At 52.8% G+C, this 23,790-nt stretch carries 24 protein-coding genes and 1 tRNA gene; 13 read left to right on the forward strand and 12 right to left on the reverse strand.

The window, feature by feature from the left end; all coding sequences use genetic code 11:
* The gene (locus tag ACFQ0F_RS00145; RefSeq protein ID WP_379067749.1) at window positions 1–864 is read left to right on the forward strand and encodes a TatD family hydrolase; all 864 of its coding nucleotides are present in this window, start codon (window positions 1–3) and stop codon (window positions 862–864) included.
* Here the strand turns inward: ACFQ0F_RS00145 and ACFQ0F_RS00150 are convergent.
* The 6 genes from ACFQ0F_RS00150 to ACFQ0F_RS00175 all read right to left on the reverse strand — a co-directional run bounded on the left by ACFQ0F_RS00150 (window position 821) and on the right by ACFQ0F_RS00175 (window position 6,680).
* Window positions 821–2,479, reverse strand: coding sequence for an FMN-binding glutamate synthase family protein (locus ACFQ0F_RS00150; RefSeq protein ID WP_379067752.1), 1,659 nt, complete (start codon window positions 2,477–2,479; stop codon window positions 821–823). The two genes, ACFQ0F_RS00145 and ACFQ0F_RS00150, sit on opposite strands and share 44 nt — an antisense overlap.
* A 102-nt stretch (window positions 2,480–2,581) precedes the next feature.
* Entirely contained in the window at window positions 2,582–3,763 is a 1,182-nt protein-coding gene (locus ACFQ0F_RS00155; RefSeq protein WP_340675176.1) for an acetyl-CoA C-acyltransferase, read from the reverse strand.
* Window positions 3,764–3,788: 25 nt separating this feature from the next.
* Window positions 3,789–4,286 (reverse strand): YchJ family protein, encoded by a 498-nt coding sequence (locus ACFQ0F_RS00160; RefSeq protein ID WP_340675177.1) that lies wholly within the window; start codon window positions 4,284–4,286, stop codon window positions 3,789–3,791.
* Between the two features lie 76 nt (window positions 4,287–4,362).
* Complete coding sequence (locus ACFQ0F_RS00165; protein ID WP_340675178.1) at window positions 4,363–4,572, reverse strand: hypothetical protein; 210 nt, start codon at window positions 4,570–4,572, stop codon at window positions 4,363–4,365.
* A gap of 181 nt (window positions 4,573–4,753) precedes the next feature.
* On the reverse strand, window positions 4,754–5,833 hold the full coding sequence (locus ACFQ0F_RS00170) for a diguanylate cyclase domain-containing protein (RefSeq protein WP_379067757.1): 1,080 nt from the start codon (window positions 5,831–5,833) through the stop codon (window positions 4,754–4,756).
* A gap of 37 nt (window positions 5,834–5,870) precedes the next feature.
* On the reverse strand, window positions 5,871–6,680 hold the full coding sequence (locus tag ACFQ0F_RS00175) for a sulfite exporter TauE/SafE family protein (protein WP_379067760.1): 810 nt from the start codon (window positions 6,678–6,680) through the stop codon (window positions 5,871–5,873).
* A gap of 124 nt (window positions 6,681–6,804) precedes the next feature.
* On the opposite strand from ACFQ0F_RS00175, the gene ACFQ0F_RS00180 reads away from it, so the two are divergent.
* From ACFQ0F_RS00180 to ACFQ0F_RS00195, 4 genes are all read left to right on the forward strand, one after another.
* Window positions 6,805–7,638 (forward strand): GNAT family N-acetyltransferase, encoded by an 834-nt coding sequence (locus tag ACFQ0F_RS00180; protein ID WP_340675181.1) that lies wholly within the window; start codon window positions 6,805–6,807, stop codon window positions 7,636–7,638.
* 60 nt (window positions 7,639–7,698) lie between these two features.
* Complete coding sequence (locus ACFQ0F_RS00185) at window positions 7,699–8,499, forward strand: lysophospholipid acyltransferase family protein (RefSeq protein WP_379072048.1); 801 nt, start codon at window positions 7,699–7,701, stop codon at window positions 8,497–8,499.
* A 42-nt stretch (window positions 8,500–8,541) separates the two neighbouring features.
* Window positions 8,542–9,771 carry an NADH:flavin oxidoreductase/NADH oxidase family protein gene (locus ACFQ0F_RS00190; RefSeq protein ID WP_379067763.1) on the forward strand — a complete coding sequence of 410 codons (1,230 nt, stop codon included), beginning with the start codon at window positions 8,542–8,544 and terminating at the stop codon, window positions 9,769–9,771.
* A gap of 103 nt (window positions 9,772–9,874) precedes the next feature.
* A tRNA-Leu gene (locus tag ACFQ0F_RS00195) sits at window positions 9,875–9,959 on the forward strand.
* 112 nt (window positions 9,960–10,071) lie between these two features.
* On the opposite strand, the gene ACFQ0F_RS00200 is transcribed toward ACFQ0F_RS00195, so the two are convergent.
* The 5 genes from ACFQ0F_RS00200 to ACFQ0F_RS00220 form a co-directional block, all read right to left on the reverse strand.
* Window positions 10,072–11,088, reverse strand: a complete 1,017-nt coding sequence (locus ACFQ0F_RS00200) for a helix-turn-helix domain-containing protein (protein ID WP_379067766.1) — start codon at window positions 11,086–11,088, stop codon at window positions 10,072–10,074.
* 84 nt (window positions 11,089–11,172) lie between these two features.
* The gene (locus ACFQ0F_RS00205; protein WP_379067785.1) at window positions 11,173–12,780 is read right to left on the reverse strand and encodes an alpha/beta hydrolase family protein; all 1,608 of its coding nucleotides are present in this window, start codon (window positions 12,778–12,780) and stop codon (window positions 11,173–11,175) included.
* A 150-nt stretch (window positions 12,781–12,930) separates the two neighbouring features.
* Window positions 12,931–14,211 carry a thiolase family protein gene (locus ACFQ0F_RS00210; protein WP_340675185.1) on the reverse strand — a complete coding sequence of 427 codons (1,281 nt, stop codon included), beginning with the start codon at window positions 14,209–14,211 and terminating at the stop codon, window positions 12,931–12,933.
* A complete protein-coding gene (locus ACFQ0F_RS00215; RefSeq protein ID WP_379067788.1) occupies window positions 14,208–15,125 on the reverse strand; it encodes a MaoC/PaaZ C-terminal domain-containing protein in 918 nt (305 codons plus the stop codon). The genes ACFQ0F_RS00210 and ACFQ0F_RS00215 overlap by 4 nt, the downstream gene beginning before the upstream one ends.
* 73 nt (window positions 15,126–15,198) lie before the next feature.
* Window positions 15,199–15,651, reverse strand: coding sequence for a DUF1289 domain-containing protein (locus ACFQ0F_RS00220; RefSeq protein ID WP_340675187.1), 453 nt, complete (start codon window positions 15,649–15,651; stop codon window positions 15,199–15,201).
* A 135-nt stretch (window positions 15,652–15,786) separates the two neighbouring features.
* Between ACFQ0F_RS00220 and ACFQ0F_RS00225 the strand changes: the two genes are divergently transcribed.
* The 4 genes from ACFQ0F_RS00225 to ACFQ0F_RS00240 all read left to right on the forward strand — a co-directional run bounded on the left by ACFQ0F_RS00225 (window position 15,787) and on the right by ACFQ0F_RS00240 (window position 18,960).
* Window positions 15,787–16,152, forward strand: coding sequence for a SirB2 family protein (locus tag ACFQ0F_RS00225; RefSeq protein WP_379067792.1), 366 nt, complete (start codon window positions 15,787–15,789; stop codon window positions 16,150–16,152).
* A gap of 70 nt (window positions 16,153–16,222) precedes the next feature.
* Complete coding sequence (locus ACFQ0F_RS00230; protein WP_340675189.1) at window positions 16,223–16,885, forward strand: OmpA family protein; 663 nt, start codon at window positions 16,223–16,225, stop codon at window positions 16,883–16,885.
* A gap of 123 nt (window positions 16,886–17,008) precedes the next feature.
* On the forward strand, window positions 17,009–18,313 hold the full coding sequence (gene tolB / locus ACFQ0F_RS00235) for a Tol-Pal system beta propeller repeat protein TolB (protein ID WP_340675190.1): 1,305 nt from the start codon (window positions 17,009–17,011) through the stop codon (window positions 18,311–18,313).
* 56 nt (window positions 18,314–18,369) lie between these two features.
* Entirely contained in the window at window positions 18,370–18,960 is a 591-nt protein-coding gene (locus tag ACFQ0F_RS00240) for an OmpA family protein (RefSeq protein ID WP_379067796.1), read from the forward strand.
* On the opposite strand, the gene can is transcribed toward ACFQ0F_RS00240, so the two are convergent.
* Window positions 18,933–19,586, reverse strand: coding sequence for a carbonate dehydratase (gene can / locus ACFQ0F_RS00245; RefSeq protein WP_340675192.1), 654 nt, complete (start codon window positions 19,584–19,586; stop codon window positions 18,933–18,935). The genes ACFQ0F_RS00240 and can overlap by 28 nt on opposite strands.
* Before the next feature lie 104 nt (window positions 19,587–19,690).
* Between can and ACFQ0F_RS00250 the strand changes: the two genes are divergently transcribed.
* The 4 genes from ACFQ0F_RS00250 to ACFQ0F_RS00265 all read left to right on the forward strand — a co-directional run bounded on the left by ACFQ0F_RS00250 (window position 19,691) and on the right by ACFQ0F_RS00265 (window position 23,756).
* Window positions 19,691–21,052, forward strand: coding sequence for a deoxyguanosinetriphosphate triphosphohydrolase (locus ACFQ0F_RS00250; protein WP_340675193.1), 1,362 nt, complete (start codon window positions 19,691–19,693; stop codon window positions 21,050–21,052).
* A gap of 89 nt (window positions 21,053–21,141) precedes the next feature.
* Entirely contained in the window at window positions 21,142–21,909 is a 768-nt protein-coding gene (locus ACFQ0F_RS00255; protein WP_340675194.1) for a 3-hydroxyacyl-CoA dehydrogenase, read from the forward strand.
* 117 nt (window positions 21,910–22,026) lie between these two features.
* Window positions 22,027–22,929 (forward strand): cysteine synthase CysM, encoded by a 903-nt coding sequence (gene cysM / locus ACFQ0F_RS00260; protein WP_340675195.1) that lies wholly within the window; start codon window positions 22,027–22,029, stop codon window positions 22,927–22,929.
* Window positions 22,926–23,756: a 3'-5' exonuclease gene (locus tag ACFQ0F_RS00265; protein ID WP_379067801.1), complete on the forward strand. Its 831-nt coding sequence runs from the start codon at window positions 22,926–22,928 to the stop codon at window positions 23,754–23,756. Before cysM ends, ACFQ0F_RS00265 begins: the two co-directional genes overlap by 4 nt.
* The last annotated feature ends 34 nt before the right edge of the window (window positions 23,757–23,790 follow it).

Here is a 23,790-nt window from a genome sequence, read left to right on the forward strand (position 1 = left end):
GTGCATTGGCCTTTGCTCGATAGCCACTGCCATCTCGATGCGCCTGAGTTTGATGGTGATCGTGAGCAGGTGATGCAAGCAGCGAGCGAGGCGGGCGTGATGGGCATTGTGGTGCCTGCATATGCGGCCCCGCGTTGGCCGGCGTTGATGGCGCTCTGCGCGCACGCCAAGCAGCCAGTCTTATGGCCCGCATTAGGCCTGCACCCGATATATATCGCTGAACATGAGGAAGCGAGTTTACAGGCCTTAGAGGCTCAGCTAATAAGCTCACCTGAGCTTGTCGCAGTTGGTGAAATCGGCCTCGATCGATTTTTGCCGGAACTCATCACGCCAGATATGTGGCATAAGCAGCAGCGATTTTTTGAAGCTCAGCTGGCGTTAGCACAAGCGTATAACAAGCCCGTAATTATCCATGCCCGCCGCTGCCACGCTGATATTGTGCGCAGCCTAAAGCGTGTGAAGTTTTCGCAAGGCGGCGTTGTGCATGCATTTTCTGGCAGTGTGCAAGAGGCGCTGGCCTATGTTGAGCTTGGTCTGAGTTTAGGCTTGGGCGGGCCGCTCACATATCCACAGTCGCGAAAATTACGCGAGATAGCCACTCAAATACCCTTAGCGCACTTGCTCATTGAGACCGATGCGCCAGATATGGTGCCTTGGCCGCAGCGTGAGCAGCATAGCGATGGCCGCCCCCGTGAGACCGGCGAACGAGTACGCAATAGCCCGGCTTATTTGCCAGCAGTTTTTGATGCTTTTTGCCAGTTAAGGCCGGAGTCGCCCGAGGTATTAGCTCGGGCATTTTGGCAAAATACGCAGCGCGTATTTAAACTAACGCAGCCGACCTTTCCGCCGCTTCAGCTGGAGTGATGGCCGGATCAAAACTCTCTGCTTGTGACATCTTCCAAAACAACTGATAGACCGGATGTTGTGGGCAATGCTTGAGTAATTCGCCTGGCTGCAAATACGGCACCAACGCCGACACGAGCGCGACTTCATTCACCGATACGCGGCGAACAATATGATGCGGCCGAAGTAAGTTGGGGTGAGCTAAACCTGCTGCGCCTATTATTTCCCCCAAGGCTTTCAGCGTATTTTGGTGGAAATAATAGACACGATTACCTTTGTCTTCGGGGTCTAGCGCGCGTTGACGCAACCAGCTTTGTGTTGCTACGCCGGTTGGGCAGCGGCCGGTATGGCAGGTCTGTGACATCAGGCAGCCGAGAGCAAACATAAAGCCACGACCAGAGTTGCACCAGTCCGCGCCTAAGGCCAAGGTGCGAGCAATATCAAAGGCAGAGACGATTTTCCCTGCTGCACCAAGCTTGACGCGACCGCGTAAATTCAGCCCCACCAAAGTGTTGTGCGCGAGTATTAAGCCTTCGTGCATGGGCGTGCCTAAATGATCGGTGAACTCGGCTGGCGCTGCTGCTGTGCCGCCTTCAGCGCCATCGATAACGATATAGTCGGGCGTGATATTGGTTTTGATCATGGCCTTGCAGATAGCAAAAAACTCCCAAGGATGGCCAATGCAAAGCTTAATACCGACGGGCTTGCCTCCTGAGAGCTCACGTAATTGCGCAATAAACTCCATGAGCTCAATGGGCGTATTAAAAGCTGAGTGGCTCGATGGCGAAATGCAGTCCTCACCGACTGGAACGCCACGCGCATCGGCAATCTCTTGAGTCACTTTTGCCGCGGGCAAGATGCCGCCATGGCCGGGTTTTGCACCTTGGCTAAGCTTAATTTCGATCATTTTAACTTGGCCAGAGGCGGCGTTTGCGGCAAAGCGCTCAGGGCTAAACGTGCCATCGGGCTGGCGGCAGCCAAAGTAGCCACTACCAATTTCCCAGATTAAGTCGCCACCAGGCTCACGGTGATAACGGCTGATCGAGCCTTCGCCAGTGTCATGGGCAAAGTTGCCGAGTTTGGCGCCCTTGTTGAGCGCCAGAATGGCATTGGCGGAAAGCGAGCCAAAGCTCATTGCCGAGATGTTGTACAGCGAAAGCGAGTAGGGCTGGGCGCAATTGCCTTCACCGATGGTCACGCGGAAGTCATTGTTCTCGATATGTTTGGTGTGGATGGAGTGGTTGATCCATTCATAATCGTCGCCATAGACATTGGCCATGGTGCCGTAGGCGCGCTTATCGACTACATTTTTGGCGCGCTGATACACCAAGTTGCGTTGTGCGCGAGAAAAGGGGATTTCCTCAGTATCTGATTCGAGAAAGTACTGACGGATTTCAGGGCGTATCGATTCAAAAAGAAAGCGAAAGTGCGCCAAAATTGGGTAGTTGCGGCGAATTGCCTGCTTCTTCTGAAAGTAATCTAGCGCGCCCAATAAGGTGAGGCCGCCGAGCACTAATACGGGCGTGGTGCCTATCAGTGGGTAGAGCCAAAACAACACGAGCGAGGCGATAAAACCGAAGCCGCTAAGTAGCCACGTTAAGTAGCGAAGGGGCATGATGACGCGAAGAAAGTGCATAGAGTGGCTTCCTGCTAACGCCTAGCGTGACGTTATAGACGCTAGCAGAAATCCTGCCCAGTAGATGCACCATTGGGCGCGTCTACTGGGGTTTCAATCGGATTAAATAATCTCGATAGCCATGGCTGTGGCTTCACCACCACCAATGCACAGGCCGGCAACACCACGAGTTTTGCCGTGTTGTTTGAGCGCGTGAATGAGCGTGAGAATGATGCGTGAGCCAGTTGAGCCAACGGGATGACCGAGCGCGCAGGCGCCGCCGTAAACGTTGACTTTCTCATGCGGCAAGTTGTGTTTGATCATCGCGGCCATGGTGACCATAGCGAATGCTTCGTTGATCTCAAACAGATCGACCGACTCAGCGCTCCAGCCGATTTTGGCAAACAAATTGTTCATTGCGCCAATAGGAGCGATGGTGAATTCGCTGGGGTCTTGTGACTGAGTTGCGTGGCCGACAATACGTGCCAGTGGCTTTAAGCCAAGCTCAGCTGCTTTGCTTTCTTTCATCAACACTAGAGCCGATGCGCCATCGGAAATGGATGAGGCGTTGGCGGCAGTGATGGTGCCGTCTTTAGCAAAAGCCGCGCGCAAGGTAGGAATTTTCTCTGGCTTGGCGTTGCCTGGTTGCTCGTCGGTATCGACCAAGGTTTCGCCTTTACGCGATTGCACAGGCACTGCCACGATCTCGGCTTTGAAGTTGCCATTGGCAATGGCCGCATTGGCACGGCGCAGTGATTCAATCGCAAAGTCATCCATGGCTTCACGAGTTAGGCCCAATGTGTTGGCCATGTCTTGCGCAAATGAGCCCATTAGGCGACCAGTGCGAGCATCTTCCAAGCCATCTAAGAACATGTGGTCCAAGACTTGGCCATGGCCCATGCGGTAGCCGCCACGTGCTTTCGGCAGGATGTACGGTGCGTTGCTCATCGACTCCATGCCACCGCTGACCATGATGTCGTTGGTGCCAGCGGCGATTAGGTCATGTGCCAACATGGTGGCTTTCATTCCCGAGCCGCAAAGCTTGTTAATGGTGGTAGCGCCTGCGGCTGCTGGAATGCCGGCATTGAGTGCGGCTTGGCGAGCTGGGCCTTGCTTCAGGCCTGCTGGCAACACGCAACCCATGATGACTTCTTGCACTAGCTCAGGAGCAACGCCGGCGCGGCTCAGGGCTTCACGGATGGCAATGGCGCCGAGATCGGTAGCGATGACGCTGCCGAGGCTGCCTTGAAAGCCGCCCATTGGGGTGCGGGCGCCGTTAACAATCACGATTGGGTCGTGGCTCATTTTATCTCTCCGTTTTAGCCAGCGCTTAAGCGCCGTGGCATTTCTTAAATTTTTTGCCACTGCCGCAATGGCAGGGGTCGTTACGGCCAATTTTTAATTCATTGACCACGGGCTTGAGTTTTTCTGATGGGCCGGCGTGCAGCACTTCGCCATCGCGAAATTGCCAACCGGCATCGGAATTAACAAAGCCCGAGACTTCGTGATGATGATGCTTCACACCACCGATGAGGTAGTGAGCTTTGAATTCTACCAGACCCTTACGATCTTGGTTTGTGCCTGCTTCTACTTGTAATACTTCTAGGCTTTGCCAATCGGCTGTTTCAGCCCATGCACGCATGGCGTCGATGTCGCTATCGGCGCGGCCATCGGGGTGCGTAGAGGCCATGATGAAATCAATATTGTGCTGCGTATAAGCAGTGTAGCGCGCACGCATCATGGCTTCAGCACTAGGGGCGGGTGAGCCGGCGATGATTGGGCCGCAGCACTCGGTTAGTGCTAGTGAGGAACCGCAAGGGCAAGTCATGAGTATCTCCAAATTTCAGGCATAAAAAAGGGGTGCATAATGCACCCCTTTTTTTTGAGGCGTAAGCCTCACCGCATTACTGAGCGGCAGCTTCTTCAGCTGGAGCAGCTTCAACAGCGGCTTCTTCAGCAACTGGTGCAGCTTCAGCAACTGGAGCTTCTTCAGCAACTGGAGCTGCTTCTTCAACAGTAGCTTCAACTGGAGCAGCTTCTTCTTTCTTTGCGCAGCCAGCAATGGCTAGGGTTGCAGCAACGGCGGCTAAAATAGCAACTTTTTTGATTTGCATGATAAGTATCTCTCAGGTTAGAACAACGAATTCGAATGCTCTCGACCAATCAGGCTGTTGCGGCAGCGGTTGACGGCTTAAAGCGCGAGCATCATAACACTCTGTAAACCGATTTGCATTATGTGCAAACAGGATTTTTTTGCACTTTGTCGGACAATTTATTAGCCGAGCTTGGTCGCATTTAACGCGGTCGTTCTGGATTGGTATAAACGGCGCCAGCGTGTGCTTGACCACGTTGGCGCGCTCTATCTAGGGCGCTATGCAGTGCAGAGAGCATGGGGTCGAGTGCTAGCGGCAATGTTGGCAGCCACGTTGCGCTGATGTATGCCTGAGCCCTGTGGCCAGTTACTTGTAGGGCCTGCTGAAAAGCAGTTTGCAATCGCTGCGCAATCTCGTCGGCGTTTTTATGTGGGCAATCAAGCAAGATGAAGACAAAACGCAGGCGATCATAGCGCACTAAAATATCGCAGCCGCGTAAGTGTGATTTCGCCACCGATGCCATGGCTTGTGCCAGCTCCAAGCTCAACTGCCTGCTGGCAATAGCATCGTTTAGCGTGACTTCTGGATCGACCACGGAATAAAGCAAAGACACGGGCATATTTTGCCGATGCGCGAGAGGCCACAGCAATTGCGCAGTGGCATAGAGCGTAGAGCGAGTGGCTAGGCCGGTCTCTTTATCATCGTGTGGTGCAAGGTCGGCAATGGTGCGTAAGTCCATGCTGTGATGGCGAAACATGATGACCAAGCCATGCAAAAGCAGCAGTACAGCAGCGCTAGCCAGCAGTGGCAGTATGGCGAGTTCGGGCCTTATTGCAGCGCGGGCAATGAGTGTTACTGCGGCCAGTGCCAGCATCCACAAGGTTAGTTTGGTCAATGTAATGCTGCGATGACGCACGCTAGCGAGACCAAAAAATAGGCCAGCGAGCAATAGTGTCGGCGTGCTAGCTAAGGGGTCGAACCATAGAGCGGGCAGGAACAGGGCAATATCTAGCGCGGTAATGGCGCCACTGAGTCGATGCGATGAGCCTTTGCGACCCTCAATATATCCGAGCACGGCGTGGGCAAGCCCATAGGCTATGGGTATGGCAATGAAGATCCATGCAGGTTGTGGCAGCAAGCTGGATAAAATCAGTGCGTACAGGGTTAGCAGCAAGCCCACGCTAATGCGCAGGGCCTGTTGTTCTGGGATGCAGTACACGCGAGCACTGAGCTCGGGGTCATAACTTTCTATTGGCGTGTCGAGGGAGTGCTTTTCGGTCATGGTGCTTATGGTTTTTATCTAGTGCAATCGAAGGGGCTTAGTCAAAGCCGAATAGAAATTGTACGCCAACGGCGAGCAACAAAATGCCAAATAAGCGTTTTAATTGTGCAGCGGGCAAGCGTTGCGCTGCATGAGCGCCAAAGCTGGCAAAAATCAGGCTAGTAATGCTGAGTCCGAGTAATGCCGGCCAATAAATAAAGCCGGTGCTACCTGCGGGCAGGCCGGGCTCTGACCATCCTGCCCAAAGAAAGCCCAGGCTGCCGGCGAGTGCGATGGGAAAGCCGCCGGCGGCAGCTGAGCCAACGGCACGTTGCATGCGCATGCCGTGATGCACGAGAAATGGCACGGTTAAGCTGCCGCCGCCAATGCCGAAAATTGCTGACGCGGTGCCGATGACGCTGCCAGCGGCAATAGTTCCTGCAGTGCCCGGAAACGGTTTGTCCTGTGCTTGAGCTTTGCGTCCACGCAGCAGGTGTTGGCCGGTCCATAAAGCGAAAATCGCGATGATGATTTGCAGCGTGCGAGCAGGCATGGCATGAGCAATTTGCGCGCCGAACCAGGAGCCGATCATCAGGCCAATAGAGAGCTTGGCCATGAGCGGCCAGTCAACATTTCCATGCTGATGATGGGTGCGCACTGAACTAACAGAGGTCAGTAAAATAGAGGCGAGCGAAGTGCCAACGGCCATATGAGTCGAGACTTCAGGACTAATGCCCTGCAAGTGGAAGCTCCAGAGTAGGGCGGGCACGATGATCATGCCGCCGCCTATGCCTAGAAGCCCTGCTAAAAAGCCCGAGAAAATGCCGGTGGCGGCATAGAGTGCTAAGGCGCTGAGCGAGAGATCCATGTGGCTTCCTATGTGTGCGATGGCAAGCCTTTGGCCTGTCACTTAATTGTCACCTATCTGTCACGTTGTCGACATGGCTAGATATGACACTGCGTGCATGAAAACGACAAATAAGAGCCGCTCTATGACTACTCGCCGTGTACCAACACTGGTTTCAATGCCCATGTCACTCTTGCGCAATTTAAGCTTTAAAGCTGCGAAGAAGGCTAGCAAGAAAGCTAAGGTTGCAGCACAGGTCGAGGCAGTGCGCCAGAAGCCTATCCTAGAAGCCCGCTTTGCCGATACCCCCGATGCTATGCGTGCAGCGCAAGTGCTGCGCGCGGAAGTCTTTGGTATGGAGTATGGCGTGGCCTTCGATGGCCTTGATAATGATCGCTACGACCTGTTTTGCCGCCACATCACAGTTTACGACGTAGCCAACGATTGTTTAGTAGCAACCACACGCTTACTCAGCCAAGAGCAAGCTCGCTTAGCTGGTGGCTTCTATTCAGCCAATGAGTTCGATGTCTCCGCGCTAGAAAATTTGCCTGGGCGCATCTTGGAGATTGGCCGCACCTGTGTGCACCCCGATTACCGCTCCGGTGGTGCTATCACTGTGCTTTGGTCATTCATGGCCGATTATTTAATGCGCGAAGGCTTTAGCTATCTAATCGGTTGCGCCAGCATTAGCCTTGCCGATGGCGGCACGACCTTGGCAAGCGTGATGCCAACATTGCGTGAAAAGCACTTTGTTGCCAATGAGTTACGTGTTAGCCCAACACGCGAAATCGTGCTTTCAAGCGATATGGTTGGCAGTGTCAGCTTGCCACCATTACTCAAAGCGTATTTACGCATGGGTTGTCAGATTGGTGGTGAAGCTTGCTGGGATCCTGAATTCAACTGCGCCGATGTCTTCATATTATTAGATGTACAAGCGATGGCAGGACGGTATGCTCAACGGTTCTTAAAGACCGCCTAAATGTAGGATGCCGTGAGCCGAGTACGAACGCCCCGAAGTAAACGCGAGCACCCAGCCGTGATGCAAAACCCTCCATTTAGCCCGCGCCTATTATGGCGTTTGCTGCTTATTGCCCTGCATTTGCTCACAGGCTGCACGTTGGCATTTCTCACAGGCATGTTTTTTACACAGCCGAAATCGTGGCATAGACCTATTGTGCGCTGGTGGCTGCATGGTCTGGCTTCACGACTAAATCTCGATGTTAATGTGCATGGCACGCCGACCACTGGCGTGAGCTTATGGGTCAGCAATCATGTCTCGTGGATGGATATCCCGGTACTTGGCGGCATTGCGCCGGTGGATTTTTTATCCAAGGCCGAGGTGGCTAAATGGCCATTGATTGGGCATTTGGCACAGGCGGTCGGCACCTTGTTTATTCAGCGTGGTTCAGGTGACTCAGCGCGTGTGCAAGGCTCGATGAAGTCAGCACTAGCTGCGAACCGTAGTGTGCTGTTTTTCCCTGAAGCCACCACTACCGATGGTCATCGCGTGCAGCGCTTTTTCCCTAAGCTATTCGCCGTTGCTTGCGATACCGATTGCAAGGTTCAGCCCATCGTTATTTGCTATCGCCAGGGTGATGCCTTACACCCCTTAGCGCCATTTATTGGAAACGATGATTTAGTGCCGCATTTGTTTAATGTGCTGGCGGGTGAGCGCATTCGTGTTGATGTTCAGTTCTTGCCAGTGCAAGCGGTGGCTGAGCGAGATGCTCGCGCGTTGTCATTGGTGTGTGAGCAAGCCATGGGCGATGCTTTGATTACCCTACATGGCGATGCCGACGTGCCTAGTCGTGTTGGTTTGTCGGCCATACGCAGCGCCTAGGTCATAGTCTATACTCGGGCTCACTTTTATCGGAGCCCGACCATGTCCTTGTCTTTAGCTGTCCCTCTGACGCTGCCCAATGGCGCTACTTTACCGAATCGCCTTGCGAAGTCGGCCTTAAGCGAAGCCATGGGCACCATGGATAATCGCGTCACTCAAGCTTTGGTGCGCTTATATCAGCGTTGGTCAGCAGGCGGCACGGGCTTGCTGATGACGGGTAACGTCATGATCGATCGCCGCTTTTTAGGCGAGCCGGGCAATGTTGTTATTGAAGACGAACGCGATTTGCCACTACTGCAAGAATGGGCACAGGCTGGCCGCGACTACGACACGGCCATTTGGGTGCAACTTAATCATCCTGGCAAGCAATCGCCGAAAGGTTTGAATCGCGAAAATATTTCGCCTTCGGCGATTCCGTTTAAAGCTGAAATGCAGTCATTTTTTGCGACGCCACGCGAGATGACCGAGGCTGAAATTCTCGACACCATTGCGCGTTTCGCCAATGCCGCAGGCATCGTTAAAAAAGCCGGCTTTGCTGGTGTGCAAATTCATGGTGCTCACGGCTATTTGGTCAGCCAGTTTTTATCGCCGCGGCACAATGTGCGTGAAGATGGCTGGGGCGGAACGCCTGAAAAACGCCGTCGCTTTGTGCTCGAGCTGTATGCCGCCATGCGTGCGCAGGTCGGCGCCGATTTTCCCATTGGCATTAAGCTGAACTCGGCAGATTTCCAACGTGGCGGTTTTACTGAGGAAGAGTCACTTGCCACCATCAAGGCCTTGGCCGATGCCGGCATCGATTTGATCGAAATCTCTGGCGGCACCTATGAAGCGCCGGCGATGACTGGTGCTAAGGCCTCGACTATCGAGCGTGAAGCGTATTTCTTAACTTTTGCCGAAACCGTGCGTGAGCATATCAGCACGCCATTAATGGTGACGGGTGGCTTTCGCACATTAGCGGTCATGCAAGCAGCGCTAGATTCGGGTGCCTTGGACTTGATCGGTTTGGGTCGTCCTTTGGCCATCGAGCCAGATGCCGCTAATCGCTTATTGGCAGGCGAAGAAATGCGTTATCGCGTTAAGCCTATTAAAACGGGTATTGGCATGGTCGATCGCATGGCCATCATGGAAGTGTCGTGGTACACGCGCCAACTGCACCGCATGGGCAATGGTAAAGTGCCTAAGCCCAATGAGTCGGGGCTATGGTCTTTTGCCGCAACAGTGGTGGCGAATGTGCGCGGCACGAGGAAAACACGACGTATGCGGGCTTCGTAAGAGGCGTTGCGTAACTCTCTTGCCTACTTGGCGGTATGATTTTAAAAAAATTGCACCGCCTGCATGGCAGCTAGCAATCGGCTCTGCTATCATGCGCGCCGATGCGCTAGTGGTGAAATTGGTATACACGCCAGATTTAGGTTCTGGTGCCGCAAGGCGTGGAGGTTCAAGTCCTCTCTAGCGCACCATCTTTAAGGCTTTGCTTCACAAGTAAGCCAAACAAAAACCCGCTGATAAGGCGGGTTTTTGCTTTCTAAAGAACGCGAGGGGCGCCTAGCGTTGAATGGTTCTTATGCGCTACTAAATATTAGCCTGCTCAGATGCGCCTTGGCTATTTAAGCGATATTGTCGCGGAGTAGCGCCATGCCACGATTTAAATGCTCTTGTGAACGCACTTTGATCTGAGTAGCCCAGTAGGGAGGCTACGTCCACGAGCTCTATCCGGCGGTTATTTAAGTGTTGTTTAGCTAATTGGTAGCGAATGGTGCGCAGCAAATCGCGAAAGGTTATGCCCCGTTTGTCTAAGGCCCGATAAAATGAGCGCAGTGACATTCCTATTTCGCCAGCTAGGCGATCGGCAGAAACCTCGCCTCTTTTAATTGCTGGAATTATTAACTCATGAAGCTCGCTAATAAACGGGTCAGGGCGTGGGTGCTGCTCAATAAGCGACTCTGCTTGTTTTTCTAAAATTAGCTTCAGATTTTCATCATATGATGGGATAGGTAGTAAAAGATAAGCTACAGAAAGCTCAAAACTCATACTTGGAGCATCAAAATCTACGACACACCCCCATAATGTGCGATAAATTTCATAATGCTTAGGCGGTGGCCCTGGGAATGATAGTTTATGAAAGTTTATATCTGGTAGGCCAGTTAGTGTTCGAAGATTGGTTAGAAATGATGATGCAAGCACTTCATTAGATATTAGCGTAGAGGTGCCGTATCGATCATCCCAAGTGATGCATATATAGTTTCCACGAATATTGACGAGGCTTGGGTTTAGGTTGTGTATCAGTGGTTGGAACTTTTGAAAAGCCTCCAGTGCATGTCCACAGGTTTGGCAAGTTCCCATTAAGTAGCCTAACAGGCCGAGGTGGTGTAATTGCACGCAACGACCTATATGAAGGCCTAAGGCTGGCTGGAAGCTTTCTTCTTGCACACGGTCGTGCCAGCGCCACCAATCTTCAATAGGGACTAGCTCAAATGGCCCTCGCTTTGCAAGCTCAGCTCTTAATTTCGGCGCTGCAATCCTCTCCTTATCTAGGTAGCTCAGCACCATTTTCGCTAAGCTACCTAGAATATAAACCCCGCTAGTCATGAGTCATTTGATCTCTGAAAAAAACCGCATACTTTAGCTTAGCAGTTAATTGACTATTTTTTATAATAGTACGTATGCATGTATTTATTGACATCCTAGAGCAATATTTTCGCAGGATTGGAGTTTATCGTTTCTATTTTTAAACGCTCTCTTGCTTGGATGATACCAACTCAAGCGATCTCTAAAGATGCGATCATTCAGCAGACGTGAGTCCGCATCCGCATAGCCTTGCTCTCCAGGAAGCTTCAAATATCGATCGAACCAGGCAAGTGTATAATATTGCGCAACGGGATTGGCCCAGCCTGCACCATTATCACTACCATCAGCAGCGATGATTTTTCCGGGCTCCCAATTTGATGAAGGGAGCGGGTAGATCAGGCTCCAGTCAAAATGAGTCGCCCCTCGTATATTAATTTGATAAGAGTCAACACTGTTTTCTTGCCATAAGTCGAAGCCGGCATTTTTATTATCAGAAGGGGGGGTTAAATGTGGTGCGGGAAGTAGAAAGTAATCGCCAGACTGCCCCATGGAGGGAATGCGTGGAACGACCGGCACACCATCTAAATTGTCGCTAAGCATTAGGTTGTCCCATGCGACCATCGCTTTAACTGGATTACTCGTGTGCATAGTCCCTTGCCAATCGGACTCGCCTTGAACCACTGAGACTCCAGTAGCACCAAGTGAGTGCCCTGCAATACCAAGTCGATCACGGTCTAGCAGTTGATAAATAGGGTTGTACGACGTTGTTTTGGCTCGATTTGAGTCGCCAATTGGTCCTGCGGCACCTGATAAATTATGTGGGTATAGTGCAGTAGGTGTTGAGTAGAAAAAGTCTATTGCATCAATCAGATTACGGCGAAAAACAACTGGATTTAAATTGCTGCCAAATTTGAAGTCGGGCGTCCTAGTGTCGGACCTGCCCTGCCCACGCGGATCAAAGGTCATCACGAGATAACCGTTTTGGACTAATAGCTGAGCTGCCCACCAATACAGTGTTTCTGGTGCTTGAACGGAGCCATTCAAAATAATCACCGCAGGGTAAGTTTTCCCTACTGGTGGGTTTTTTGGTGCCCAAACTCGACCACTTAAGCGAGCGCCTTCTTTGTCATAAAAGTTAACAGGGGTCACTGTGCCGACGTTGTCATACCATGGGTTATTGATTGGGTAGCGCAACGGGTCACCGACACAGGGGCCCGCCATTGTTCCGCACAAGTTAGTAACACTATCCCAATGAATGTCTGTGAGAGTGCGCCATGTGAACTCTGTGAGATTGGCAGTACTTTGCAAGGTGTACTTTAAGACAAAGTCGGTTTTTACTAGATTTCCAACAATTGATCCTAATGCGATGCCGTAATTTTTTAGTTCACAAGCAGTCCATAATGCGGATGGAAACTCGGCAGCCCTGCATTTAGAAATTGTGACGGGATCGGTAGGATCGGTAGGATCAGTGGGGTCAGTGGGGTCAGTGGGGTCAGTGGGGTCAGTAGGGTCAGTAGGGTCAGTAGGGTCAGTAGGGTCAGTAGGGTCAGTAGGATCGGTAGGATCGGTAGGATCGGTAGGATCGGTAGGATCAACATCGGCGGCAGCATGACTCAGCTTTGAGTCGGAGCCTCCACAGGCGGCTGTCGTTAGTGCCACAAAAGTGCAAAGCAGTATCAGTTGAGCTGATCGCATGATGTTAGGTGTAAGCATGTAGGATGCCCTCAATATTTTTATTATCGACGGCATCCTACAAGAGTTCACTTTATTGATTCTTGACGTTCTAGCAGGCCTTATACATATCCTGCCAAAAGTATCTCAATTGGCTGAGCAGGCTGCTTGCACGGATGTTGAGAAGTGGACTTACACCCGCTCCAACAACACCGCAGCACCTAAACCGCCGCCAGCACAGCTCGACACCACGGCATAGCGCGCGTTTTCGGCGTGCATCCGGCGCGCAGCAGTCATCAGCAAGCGAGTGCCAGTAGCGGCAAACGGGTTGCCCAGCGCTAGCGATCCACCCCAGGCATTTAAGCGCTCTAATGGAATGCGTCCAGCCACCCATCCGGCGTGATATTGCTGGGCAAATTCGCTGGACTCGAGGCAGGCTTGGTTCGCCAAAATCTGCGCGGCAAATGCTTCGTGCAATTCCCATACGCCGATGTCTTCGACGCTGAGTTTATTTTTGGCCAGCAGGCGCGGAATGCTCGCGGCCGGGCCAAGCAGCATCTCGCTGCCGATGTCGCTGACGCCAGCAAAAGCGTAGTCGCGCACGCAGGCCAGTGGCGTTAAATCGTTCTCGGCGGCATAAGCTTCGCTGGTAAGTAGAAGTGCTGCCGCGCCGTCGGTAAAGCGTGATGCCGTACCGGCGGTGATGATGCCCGAGGTTTTATCAAACACAGGCTTGAGTCTAGCCAACGACTCCAGCGTGCAGTTGGCACGCGGCGAGTTGTCGTCGCTGACTAGTGTGTCGTCAACTTCTACGGCATCGATATCTTGCTGCAAATGGCCGGCAGCCAGTGCCGCAAGAGTCAGCTTGTGGCTACGCACAGTGAAGGCATCACTAGCGTCGCGAGTCACGCCCCAGTGCTTGACCATGACTTCGGTGCATTCGCCCATGGACATGCCTGTGGTGAAGTCGCCACCGCTAGGCATCACCGGCAATATGTCGCGCGGGCGCAATTGGCCGAGTAGACGCATGACACTGCTTGCTGAGCTGTCTTGGCGCAGTTGCATGGCGCCGCGGCGTAGCGTGCGCGAATAGCGTAGTGGGATGTCGGAGAAGGTTTCGGTGCCAACGGCGATACCCGAGTCGATACGGCCGAGGCTGATCATGTCGCAAAGACTAGTGACTGAGGCTGTTGCTGATAAACCTGCCATGGATGTTGTGCAGGCAGGCACAGTTGATGGGATGCCGGCGGCGAGCATGGCTTCGCGTGCGACGTTCGAGGTTTCGACTTCATGTACCACGGTGCCAGCCATGACCATGCCGAGCTGTTCGGGGTCGATGTCGCTGCGCGCGAGTACACCGCGAATGGCGTAAGCGGCGAGCTCATAGCTCATCAGTTGCGAATAGGCGCCGCCTGAGTCTAAAAATGGCGTGCGGCTACCGCAGACAATCATGGCTTTACTGAGTTTGCTCATGAGGCGCTCCCGGCAGCTTGTGCACCAGCGGCTTTAGTGCCAGCAAAGCGGCCCACCAAATGCATGCCATGGTCAGAGACCACGCGCAGTGCATGTTGCCCATCGGCGTCGATGCTTGGGCTAACGTCTACCGACACTTCGCCGCTAGGCATGGGCAATGGTTTTACCCAACGGATATCCAGCTCTTGAATATCCCAGCCGGCATTGAGCAGGGTTTCCCAGGTTTTTGCGAGCTGGCCAAAGCCATGCAAGATGCAGCTACCAGTGGCGGTGCGGCGGCCAACTGCAGGCACGGTATGAATGGGGTTGAAGTCGCCGGTGAGGAAGGCGAAGCGCAGGCCATCTTTAGCGTCTACCGACCAGCTGCCCGTTGCCTCAAAGGCGGGCTCGACACGTTCGCTGGTGGTATTTTTATCACGCGGGCCAAGCAGCACGGCGGCATAGCTATCGATATCTAAACAGCGACCTAGGCCTTCAATGCTGGCTTCGATGCGCATATGAATACGCAGGCGATTGCCTACTTCTTTCACTTCAACGAGCTGGCCTTCCAGCGTCATCGGCATGCCGCGTGGGATGGGCTGATGCATCACCATATGCACACCCTGATTCAGCAAGGTGGTGAGATTGTAAGGTGCTAAGCGGCCCAGCTCAGCCAGTAATGGCATGGCCCAATGGCTGCAAAAATGCGCCGGTACAGTATCGCGATAACGCGCGGCGGGTGCGCCGGTCCATTCGCTATAGGCATCGATTAGTTCATCGCTGGCGGGCGAAATGTGATCGTCTTTACGCACCGGCATTGCCGGCAGTTTGCTTGGTCGAGTCAGTGAGTTGCTCGAGAGCACGCCGGCTTTTAGCATGGCGTAAATTTTTGGCAGTTGCTGAGGTAAAAAACGGATAGGTAAATCGTTAGTCATGACAAGTCTCGTGCAAAAAATAGATTACAGAATTTAAAGATACATGCACTTAGGCGTGTGAATCTTGCCCTAGCTAAAACTGAAGTGCACGCAACAAATCACGTTCGTAATAAGCGCTCGCCAAGGTGTGCAGTTCGACGTTCATTAATTCCTTTAGCTCATACAAGCTCATCGCAGATGTATCTAGGCGGCGCACACCATAAGGCGTGAGGTCGCTGAGTTGGCGGGCGGCGTTTTTGAGCAAGATTTGCAGCCAAGTCCATGGAGTGGCCTCGAAGCGATAGCTTAGGCGAAGCTGGTCCAGTGTTTGCCGCAGCAGCTGAGCATCGATAATTTCAAAATAGCGCGGCATGATTTGTGTCAGCAGGCCATCTAAGCGATGCCAAATTAAGCGCTTTTGTTCGGCGCTGTAGCGGTTCCACTCAACCACTTCATGCAAGTATCGGCGACAGCCCCGGCAAACAATATCGCCATAAGTGGTCGAGCAGATGCCAACGCAGGGCGTTGGGACGGTTTCAAACGGCATCAGAAAAACCTATGCAAAAACGGCAAGCTTCTGACGATAGCAAAATTTGCGACCGTTGGGCTTGAACCAATGCGCGTACTCTGCGACAAAGAGTGCTTAGTTTTCTAGCCAAAAGGTAATTGCGTGAACACATATATGATGTTGAAGCATCCTCACATGCTAACGGCGGCGCTGCTTGCGCTAGTGTATTTGTGGAGAGGCTTCTATTTACTTACTGGCCAAGCTGAGCGACCAGCGAAGCTCTTGCGCATTGCGCCGCATATTTTAGCCACCATCATGTTGGTGACCGGCTTTGCCATGGTTTATCAGGTTGGTGCTATACCTGGCTGGGCTTTACTCAAGCTAGTGCTGCTGGTGGCCTTTATTGTTTGCGGCACGGTGGCGTTTCAGCGTTCACGCGGCTCTAGCATTGCCAAGCCGGTCTTTGCTGTCGGCTTAGGCCTGTTATTTATGATGTGCTGGTTGGCGGTGGCTAAGCCTGCAATGGGTGTTTTCGGGTAAACTGCTACGCGGCGTAAACCTAAGCGTGATGGCTGCGTTTAGGCGAGTATCTATATCTAGGAGTTTTATTATGCGTTTAATGATGATTGCAATGGCCGCTGGCGCCATGGTGTTAGCGGGCTGTACAACAAACCCTTATACCGGCGAACGCCAAGTAGCTAAAGGCACATACGGTGCTGCTATCGGTGCTGCTATCGGTTGCGGTATTGCTACAGCAACTACTAAGCACGGCAAGCGTAATGAGCGTTGCTTGCAGGGCGCAGCCATTGGCGGCGTAACTGGCGGTGGTGTTGGCGTCTATATGGACGTACAAGAAAAGAAATTACGTGATCGTTTAGCGGGCGTTGGTGTTGGTATTCAGCGTGATAAAAATACCGGCATCATCACCTTGATCATGCCTGGCAACATTACCTTTGCCACAGCGCAAAGCGGTGTTCGTTCCGACTTCTATCCAGTGCTTGATGCTGTTGCTGACGTACTGAAAGAGTATGACGAAACATCGATCACCGTTTCTGGTCATACCGATAATGTTGGTGCAGCTAGCTACAACCAAACGTTGTCGCAACAACGTGCTTCATCAGTTGCCGGCTACTTGGTTAGTCGTGGCGTTGCTGGTAACCGTGTATCGGCTATTGGTAGTGGCATGAACCAGCCTATCGCTAGCAATGCTAACGAAGCTGGCCGTTCGCAAAATCGTCGTGTGGAAGTTGTGATTAACCCACCACGTGGCTAATTCTGCTACACGATAGAAAAAGCGCGCCTCAGGGCGCGTTTTTTTTGCTTAATAATGTAGGTGTAGTGTCATCAGGGTGATGGCTTTTGCGTTGTACTTGAATTGGCTAATTCGGAGGGGCATATGATGTGGCGAGTTTGTACCGCAGCGTTGTTATTACTGCAGATGGCCACGGCGCATGCCTCTTTGACAGTGCATATTCAGCAGACCCTAGAGAAGGGTTTGGATCTTGCAGTCGCTAACTTCTCTGGCCCAGCAGCTGGCGAGCCTTTGGGCGATATCATTCGTAATGATTTGCGCCACAGCCCAGGCTTGCGCGTTGCCGAACAAGCAGTCGGTGCATGGCAGCCAGGCGTTATGGAGTTTAATGAGGCGGCGCCAACGGTCACGAGCTTGACTGAGGCGGAGGCATCCAACGAACCGGCCCCGGCTCTGCCGAAATATATTGTGCAAGGTTTTGTGCAGCAAATTGCACCGCAGCGTTATCACTTTAGCTATGCCGTAGTCGAGCCAGCAACGCAGCGCGTGGTGCTGAGTGGGCAGCTGAAGGCGGGTAATGGTCGCTGGCGTGCGGTTGCGCATTACATCAGTGATGCCGTGTATGAAAAGCTCATTGGTGTGCCAGGCATGGCATCGCGTCAATTAGCCTATGTGCAAGTGCAGCAAGGCTCGCGGTATCGCCTGATGCTTGCTGATAGCGATGGTGCCAATGCCCGCACATTGCTGCAGTCGACCCAGCCGTTGCTATCGCCTAGTTGGTCGCCCGATGGCAAGACGATTGCGTATGTGAGCTTTGAGGATGGTCAATCGGCTATCTATAGCCAAAATATAAGTAGTGGTGAGCGCACACGCTTGACTGCTCTCACAGGCACTAGCGCTGCTCCGAGCTGGTCTCCCGATGGCCAACGCTTAGCGATGTCGTTATCGGCCGCAGGTAATACGGATATCTATATTTACCGCCTGAGTGATGGCGACCTGCAGCGTGTCACGGATCATGCCGCGATTGATACCGAACCAACGTGGGCTGCCGATGGCAATTCGCTCTTGTTCACTTCTGATCGCAGCGGTCGTGCGCAGATCTATCGCCTTGACTTAAGAAGCAATGACGCTCAGCGTGTCAGCTTCACTGGTCGCTTTAATGCGCGAGCAGCGCTGGATCCAACTAGTGATGCCATCGTGACGATTCATGATAGCGGCGATGGTCGTTACCGCGTGGCTGTTTTAGAGCCGAGACGTACGCCGTGGTTTCTGAGCAGTGGGGCATTGGCGAGCTCGCCGAGCTTTGCATCCAATGGTCTGCTGCTGACCTATACCGAACAAACCGCTGGCGGTGACCGTGTCTTCTTCGTCTCGCGAGATGGGCAGTTGCGCTGGCAGTGGCCAGAGCGCCTTGGCACGGTACGAAGTGCTGTGTGGGCGCCTAAATAGCACCAGTTTTCCATTGTAATACTTGTTGTATCCCATCCTCAGTAGGAGCATTCCTTATGCAAAAGCGCCACCTTGCTGCACTCATTAGTGCCAGTATTTTCACCGCAACGTTGTCTGGTTGTGCGATGTTTCGCAGCGAGCCAACAGCGCCACCTGTAACGCCGGATATGAGTTCCGACACACTGCCAGAAGCTGCAGAAATAATAGCGGTTGATGCTGGTGTCGGCGCAATTGCAAACTGTAGCCGCGCGCAGTTACAAGCGCTGCTGAATGCGCAAACACCTGAGGTTGCACAGTTGTTGCGCCATAATGTGTACTTCTTTGGCACCGATGCTAGCGAGCTGTCACCTGATGCGTTGGCTAGCTTGAATGCGTTAGCAGGCGTGCTGAAAGCTGCTCAAGGTGTCAGTGTCCAGCTTGATGGCCATACAGATGCGCGTGGCACGCATGACTACAACTTGGCGCTCGGCGAGCGCCGCGGCAATGCAGTAGCTAGCTATCTGCAAAGCCAAGGTGCACAAGCGGCACAGATGGCAGTGGTCAGCTTTGGTAAAGAGCAGCCAGTTGCTGAAGGTAATGATGAATCAGCGTGGGCACAAAATCGCCGCGTTCAAGTCGCTTATTCTGCTTGCGATATGGCTCCCTGAGCCGTTAGCACCGCTTTTGCCAGCGACGGGGTGGGCTGCGATGCACTGCAGTGCACCCCAAGGTCGCGCAAAATACCATCGCTAATGCTGAAAATAAGGCCATGTACGGAAACGTCTTGGCCTTTTGCCCAAGCGCTTTTTAAAATGGTGGTATTGGCAACGTTGGCAACCTGCTCAACGACATTGAGCTCGCAGAGTAAATCCAGCTTAGCCTCATAAGATAAACCGTCGAAACGCGAAGCGTGATAGCGATGAATATCTTTAATGTGCTGCAGCCAGTTATCGATCAAGCCAAAGCTTAGGTTGTCTAAAGCAGCCTTCACACCGCCGCAGCCATAGTGGCCGGTAACCAAAATGTGTCTAACTTTCAGCACTTCTACTGCGTACTGCAGGACGGATAGGCAGTTCATGTCAGTGTGAACGACTAAGTTGGCGACGTTGCGGTGAACAAATACCTCGCCGGGCGCTAAGCCCATAATTTCATTAGCTGGAACGCGGCTATCGGCGCAACCTATCCACAGTAGTTGTGGCGATTGTTGTTGAGCTAACTTTTCGAAAAAGTCAGGCTCTTTGTCTTTAATCGCATCGGCCCAACGCACATTATTCTTAAATAGAGCATCTAACATTGTCGTTTCTCTTTAATGAACCGCAGTGAGTATGCCACGCTCTGCGCTAGCCTTTATGTCGGCTTTTGTCGATGATGTAAACATTGTTGTTAAGGGATTCTGATATGACATCGCCTCGTATGGGCTGGCCGCAGCTGCTGTCGCCGCAACGCTTTAAGGTCAAAAATGAGCAGATTATCGCGGCCCCGGCAGCGGCTACCGATCAAGGCTTAGCAGGCCTGCGCTCGGAGTTTCATATCGACCATGATCGTGTAGTCTTTTCTACTGCATTTCGCCGACTTGGTCGCAAAACTCAGGTGCATCCGCTGGCACAGCATGACCATACCCATAACCGACTAACGCATAGTGTGGAGGTTGCCAGTGTCGGCCGCAGCTTGGGTAACCGCGTTGGCGCCAGCTTGGAAATTAGCCCACATGAGCTGCCAGAAGGTTTCACTCCTTTTGATGTTGGCGGCATCGTGCAGGTAGCTTGCCTTGCGCACGATATGGGCAACCCGCCATTTGGTCATACCGGTGAATACGCCTTACGGGACTGGTTTCGTGATCCAGCGCGCGCCGAGTTGCTAGCACCGTTAACCAACGCTGAGCATTGCGACATCACAACCTATGAGGGCAATGCTCAAGGCCTACGCCTAGTGTGTTCGCAGGAAATGTATCGCAACGAGGGCGGTATGCGCCTCAGTGCTGCCACGGTTGGTGCTTTAGTAAAGTATCCATGGACTGCGCAGTGCTATCCCAAGCGTGGCAAGTTCAATATCTACCAAGCGGAGCTGCCTTATTATCGCGAGGTGGCGAAGTCGCTGGGCTTAATTCAGCGCGGCGATGAGCAGTGGGCGCGGCACCCATTGTCTTATTTGATGGAGGCCGCTGACGATATTTGCTATGCCATTGTCGATTTAGAAGATGCGGTGGAGATCGGCATTCTCGATTTGCATGAGCTAGAAAGTTTGCTCGGCCCTATTGTTCACCCTGATAAACAATGGCATATCCGTGATCCGCGCCAATACGCGGCGGCGCTGCGCGGCACCATGGTTGGCGCCTGCGTTAGCGATTTAGCCGACACTTTTATGCGCCATCACGATGCGCTCTTGCATGGCGAATTGCCTGGCAAAGATTTGATTGCCGTGGCTAGCCCGACCATTCGCGATGCGCTTTTGGCTGCCAAACAACTCGCGCACGACAAGGTCTATCGCCATCGCAGCAAAGTTGTCACTGAAATCGCGGCTTACCCCTGCTTAGGCATTGTGCTCGATACATTAATGCCGGCGGTGCATGCCTTCTGTGTGCATGGCCCAGACGCGCTATCGCCACGTCAACAAACCCAGCTGGCCTTACTTGAAACGCCTTTAGAGCCTGGCTTGTCGCTATATCAAGGCTATTTGCGCGTGTTCGATTTTGTCGGAGGCATGACCGATAACCACGCCGCACGTTTGGCGCGAGAAATATCCGGCCTGGGTCTTATCTAAGCCCGCGTGTGTATTTGAGTCGGCGCTAGGCAGTGCTATGCTCGCCCGCGGTGACTGATTAGTCGCAGTCAATTTAGTCGGAGTTTTTTATGCAGTTAACGAATAGTGTCGCCATCGTGACCGGTGGTGCATCAGGTTTAGGTTTTGCTACAGCGCAGGCATTTATTGCCAAAGGTGCGCGCGTGGCCTTGTTTGATTTGAATGAAGAGACCGGTGCTGCTGCCGCTAAAGAGCTAGGTGAGAACGCTCGCTTTTGCCGCGTTAACGTCTCCGATGAAGCGTCCGTGCAAGCTGGTTTAGCCGATGTTGTTGCGGCCTGGGGCGGTGTTCATATTGCAGTGAACTGTGCCGGCATTGGCAGCGCGATGCGGACTGTTGGTAGAAATGGCCCGCACTCATTGGACGTATTTAGTAAGGTCATTGCGGTGAACTTGATCGGCACATTTAATGTCACGCGCTTAGCCGCTGCTGAGATGGCTAAAAACGAAGGCAATGCCGACAACGAGCGCGGCGTGATTATCAACACAGCATCGGTTGCGGCGTTTGATGGCCAAATTGGTCAGGCGGCGTACTCGGCATCGAAAGGCGGCGTTGTTGGTATGACGCTACCATTGGCACGTGATTTAGCCAGCATTGGTGTGCGTGTGAATACCATTGCACCGGGCATCTTTAATACGCCATTGCTTCAGTCTTCACCGGATAGCGTGAAGCTGCCATTGATCGAAATGACGCAATTCCCTAAACGTTTAGGTCTGCCTTCAGAGTATGCGCAGCTAGCTGCTCAGTTAGTCGAAAACGCCTTTATGAATGGCGAAACCATTCGTATCGATGGCGCGATTCGTATGGCGCCACGCTAAGTCGTCATATGTAGCGGCTGATGAACGCTGCTGCATCCGGCTTCTGATAAAGCCCGTGCTATGTCCTAGCACGGGCTTTATCTTTACAATTGGCACACTTTAGCGCTGAGTGCTGTCATGACTTACCCCACCATTGCCGACTGCGTTGGCAACACGCCCTTGGTTCGCCTACAACGACTGCCCGGTGACACCAGCAATACCATTCTTGTGAAGCTCGAAGGCAATAATCCCGCCGGCTCAGTGAAAGATCGTCCAGCTTTAATGATGATTAACGAAGCTGAGCGCCGTGGTGATATTCGACCTGGCGACACCTTGATTGAGGCCACCTCGGGTAATACTGGCATTGCTTTAGCCATGGCAGCGGCAATTAAGGGCTATAAAATGCGCTTGATCATGCCTGCGAGCCAAAGTCAGGAGCGCCGCGATGCGATGGCGGCCTATGGCGCCGAGCTGATCTCCATGGATGCCGGCATGGGCATGGAGGAGGCGCGAGACTTAGCGCTGCGTTTGCAGGCCGAAGGCGAGGGCGTGGTGCTCAATCAGTTTGGTAATAGCGATAACCCCTTGGCGCACTATCGTGGCACTGGCCCAGAGATTTGGCAGCAGACCAATGGTCAGATCACGCACTTTATTAGTTCGATGGGCACAACTGGTACCATCATGGGCGTTTCGCGCTACTTAAAAGAGCAAAATCCAGCAGTGCAAATTGTCGGCCTGCAGCCAATAGATGGTGCTTCGATACCCGGCATTCGGCGTTGGCCAGAGGCGTATTTGCCCACGATTTTTGAGCGCGATCGCGTCGATGTTGTTGTCGATACATCTCAGCAAGCAGCCGAAGACACCATGCGCCGTTTAGCCCGTGAAGAAGGCATATTTTGTGGAGTGTCGTCGGGTGGCTCGGTATGGGCGGCGCTAGAGCTATCAAAAACTGTCGAAAACGCCGTCATCGTGGCGATTATTTGTGATCGAGGTGACCGCTATTTATCCACTGGCGTATTTTCTTCGGATGATCGCGCATGAATACATTAGTGTTCGACATCGAAACCGTACCCGATATTGCTGGCGGTCGTCGCCTCTATGGTCTTGATGGCCTAGATGATGCCGCCGCCGCCGAAGCAATGTTTAAGCTGCGTCGACAAGAAACCGGTGGCTCCGACTTTATTCGCCACTCATTGCAACGAGTGGTATGTATTTCTGCCGTGTTGCGCTCGCGTGATGGCGTGAAAGTTTGGTCATTGGGCGATGAGTCGTCGAGTGAGTCCGATCTGATTTCGCGCTTTTATCAGGGCTTGGAGCGCTTCAACCCAACCTTGGTGTCGTGGAATGGCAGTGGTTTTGACTTGCCGGTACTGCACTACCGTGCCTTGCTGCACGGCATTTCAGCGCCCACCTATTGGGATCAGGGCGAACTGAATCGCGATGCTAAATTTAATAACTACCTCGGTCGCTTTCACTCACGCCACACCGATGTCATGGATGTGCTGGCGGGCTATCAAGCACGTGCCGTACAGCCCTTAGATCAAGTGGCTAGCTTGCTGGGTTTTCCCGGTAAAAATGGCATGGATGGTGGTCAAGTATGGCCAACATTTTTGGCCGGCGACTTGGGCAGTATTCGCAATTACTGCGAGTCTGATGTGCTCAACACTTACTTGGTTTGGCTGCGTTTTCAGCAGATGCGCGGGCAGCTAGACGCAAGCCAGCTCGCGGAAGAGTTCATGCTGCTTGAAAATGCTCTTGTCGCTGCTAATCAACCACATTTAAGCGAGTTTTTGGCGCAATGGCAGACGGCAACAGCAGCCATGCCATTAATCGATCCGCCGCTAAATACCCCGATTTCTTCCCATTAATATTGCGCCGCCAGCCTTAAAGCTGGGGCGTGAT

Source organism: Paraperlucidibaca wandonensis, from assembly GCF_042677145.1.
GTDB classification, from domain to species: domain Bacteria; phylum Pseudomonadota; class Gammaproteobacteria; order Pseudomonadales; family Moraxellaceae; genus Perlucidibaca; species Perlucidibaca wandonensis.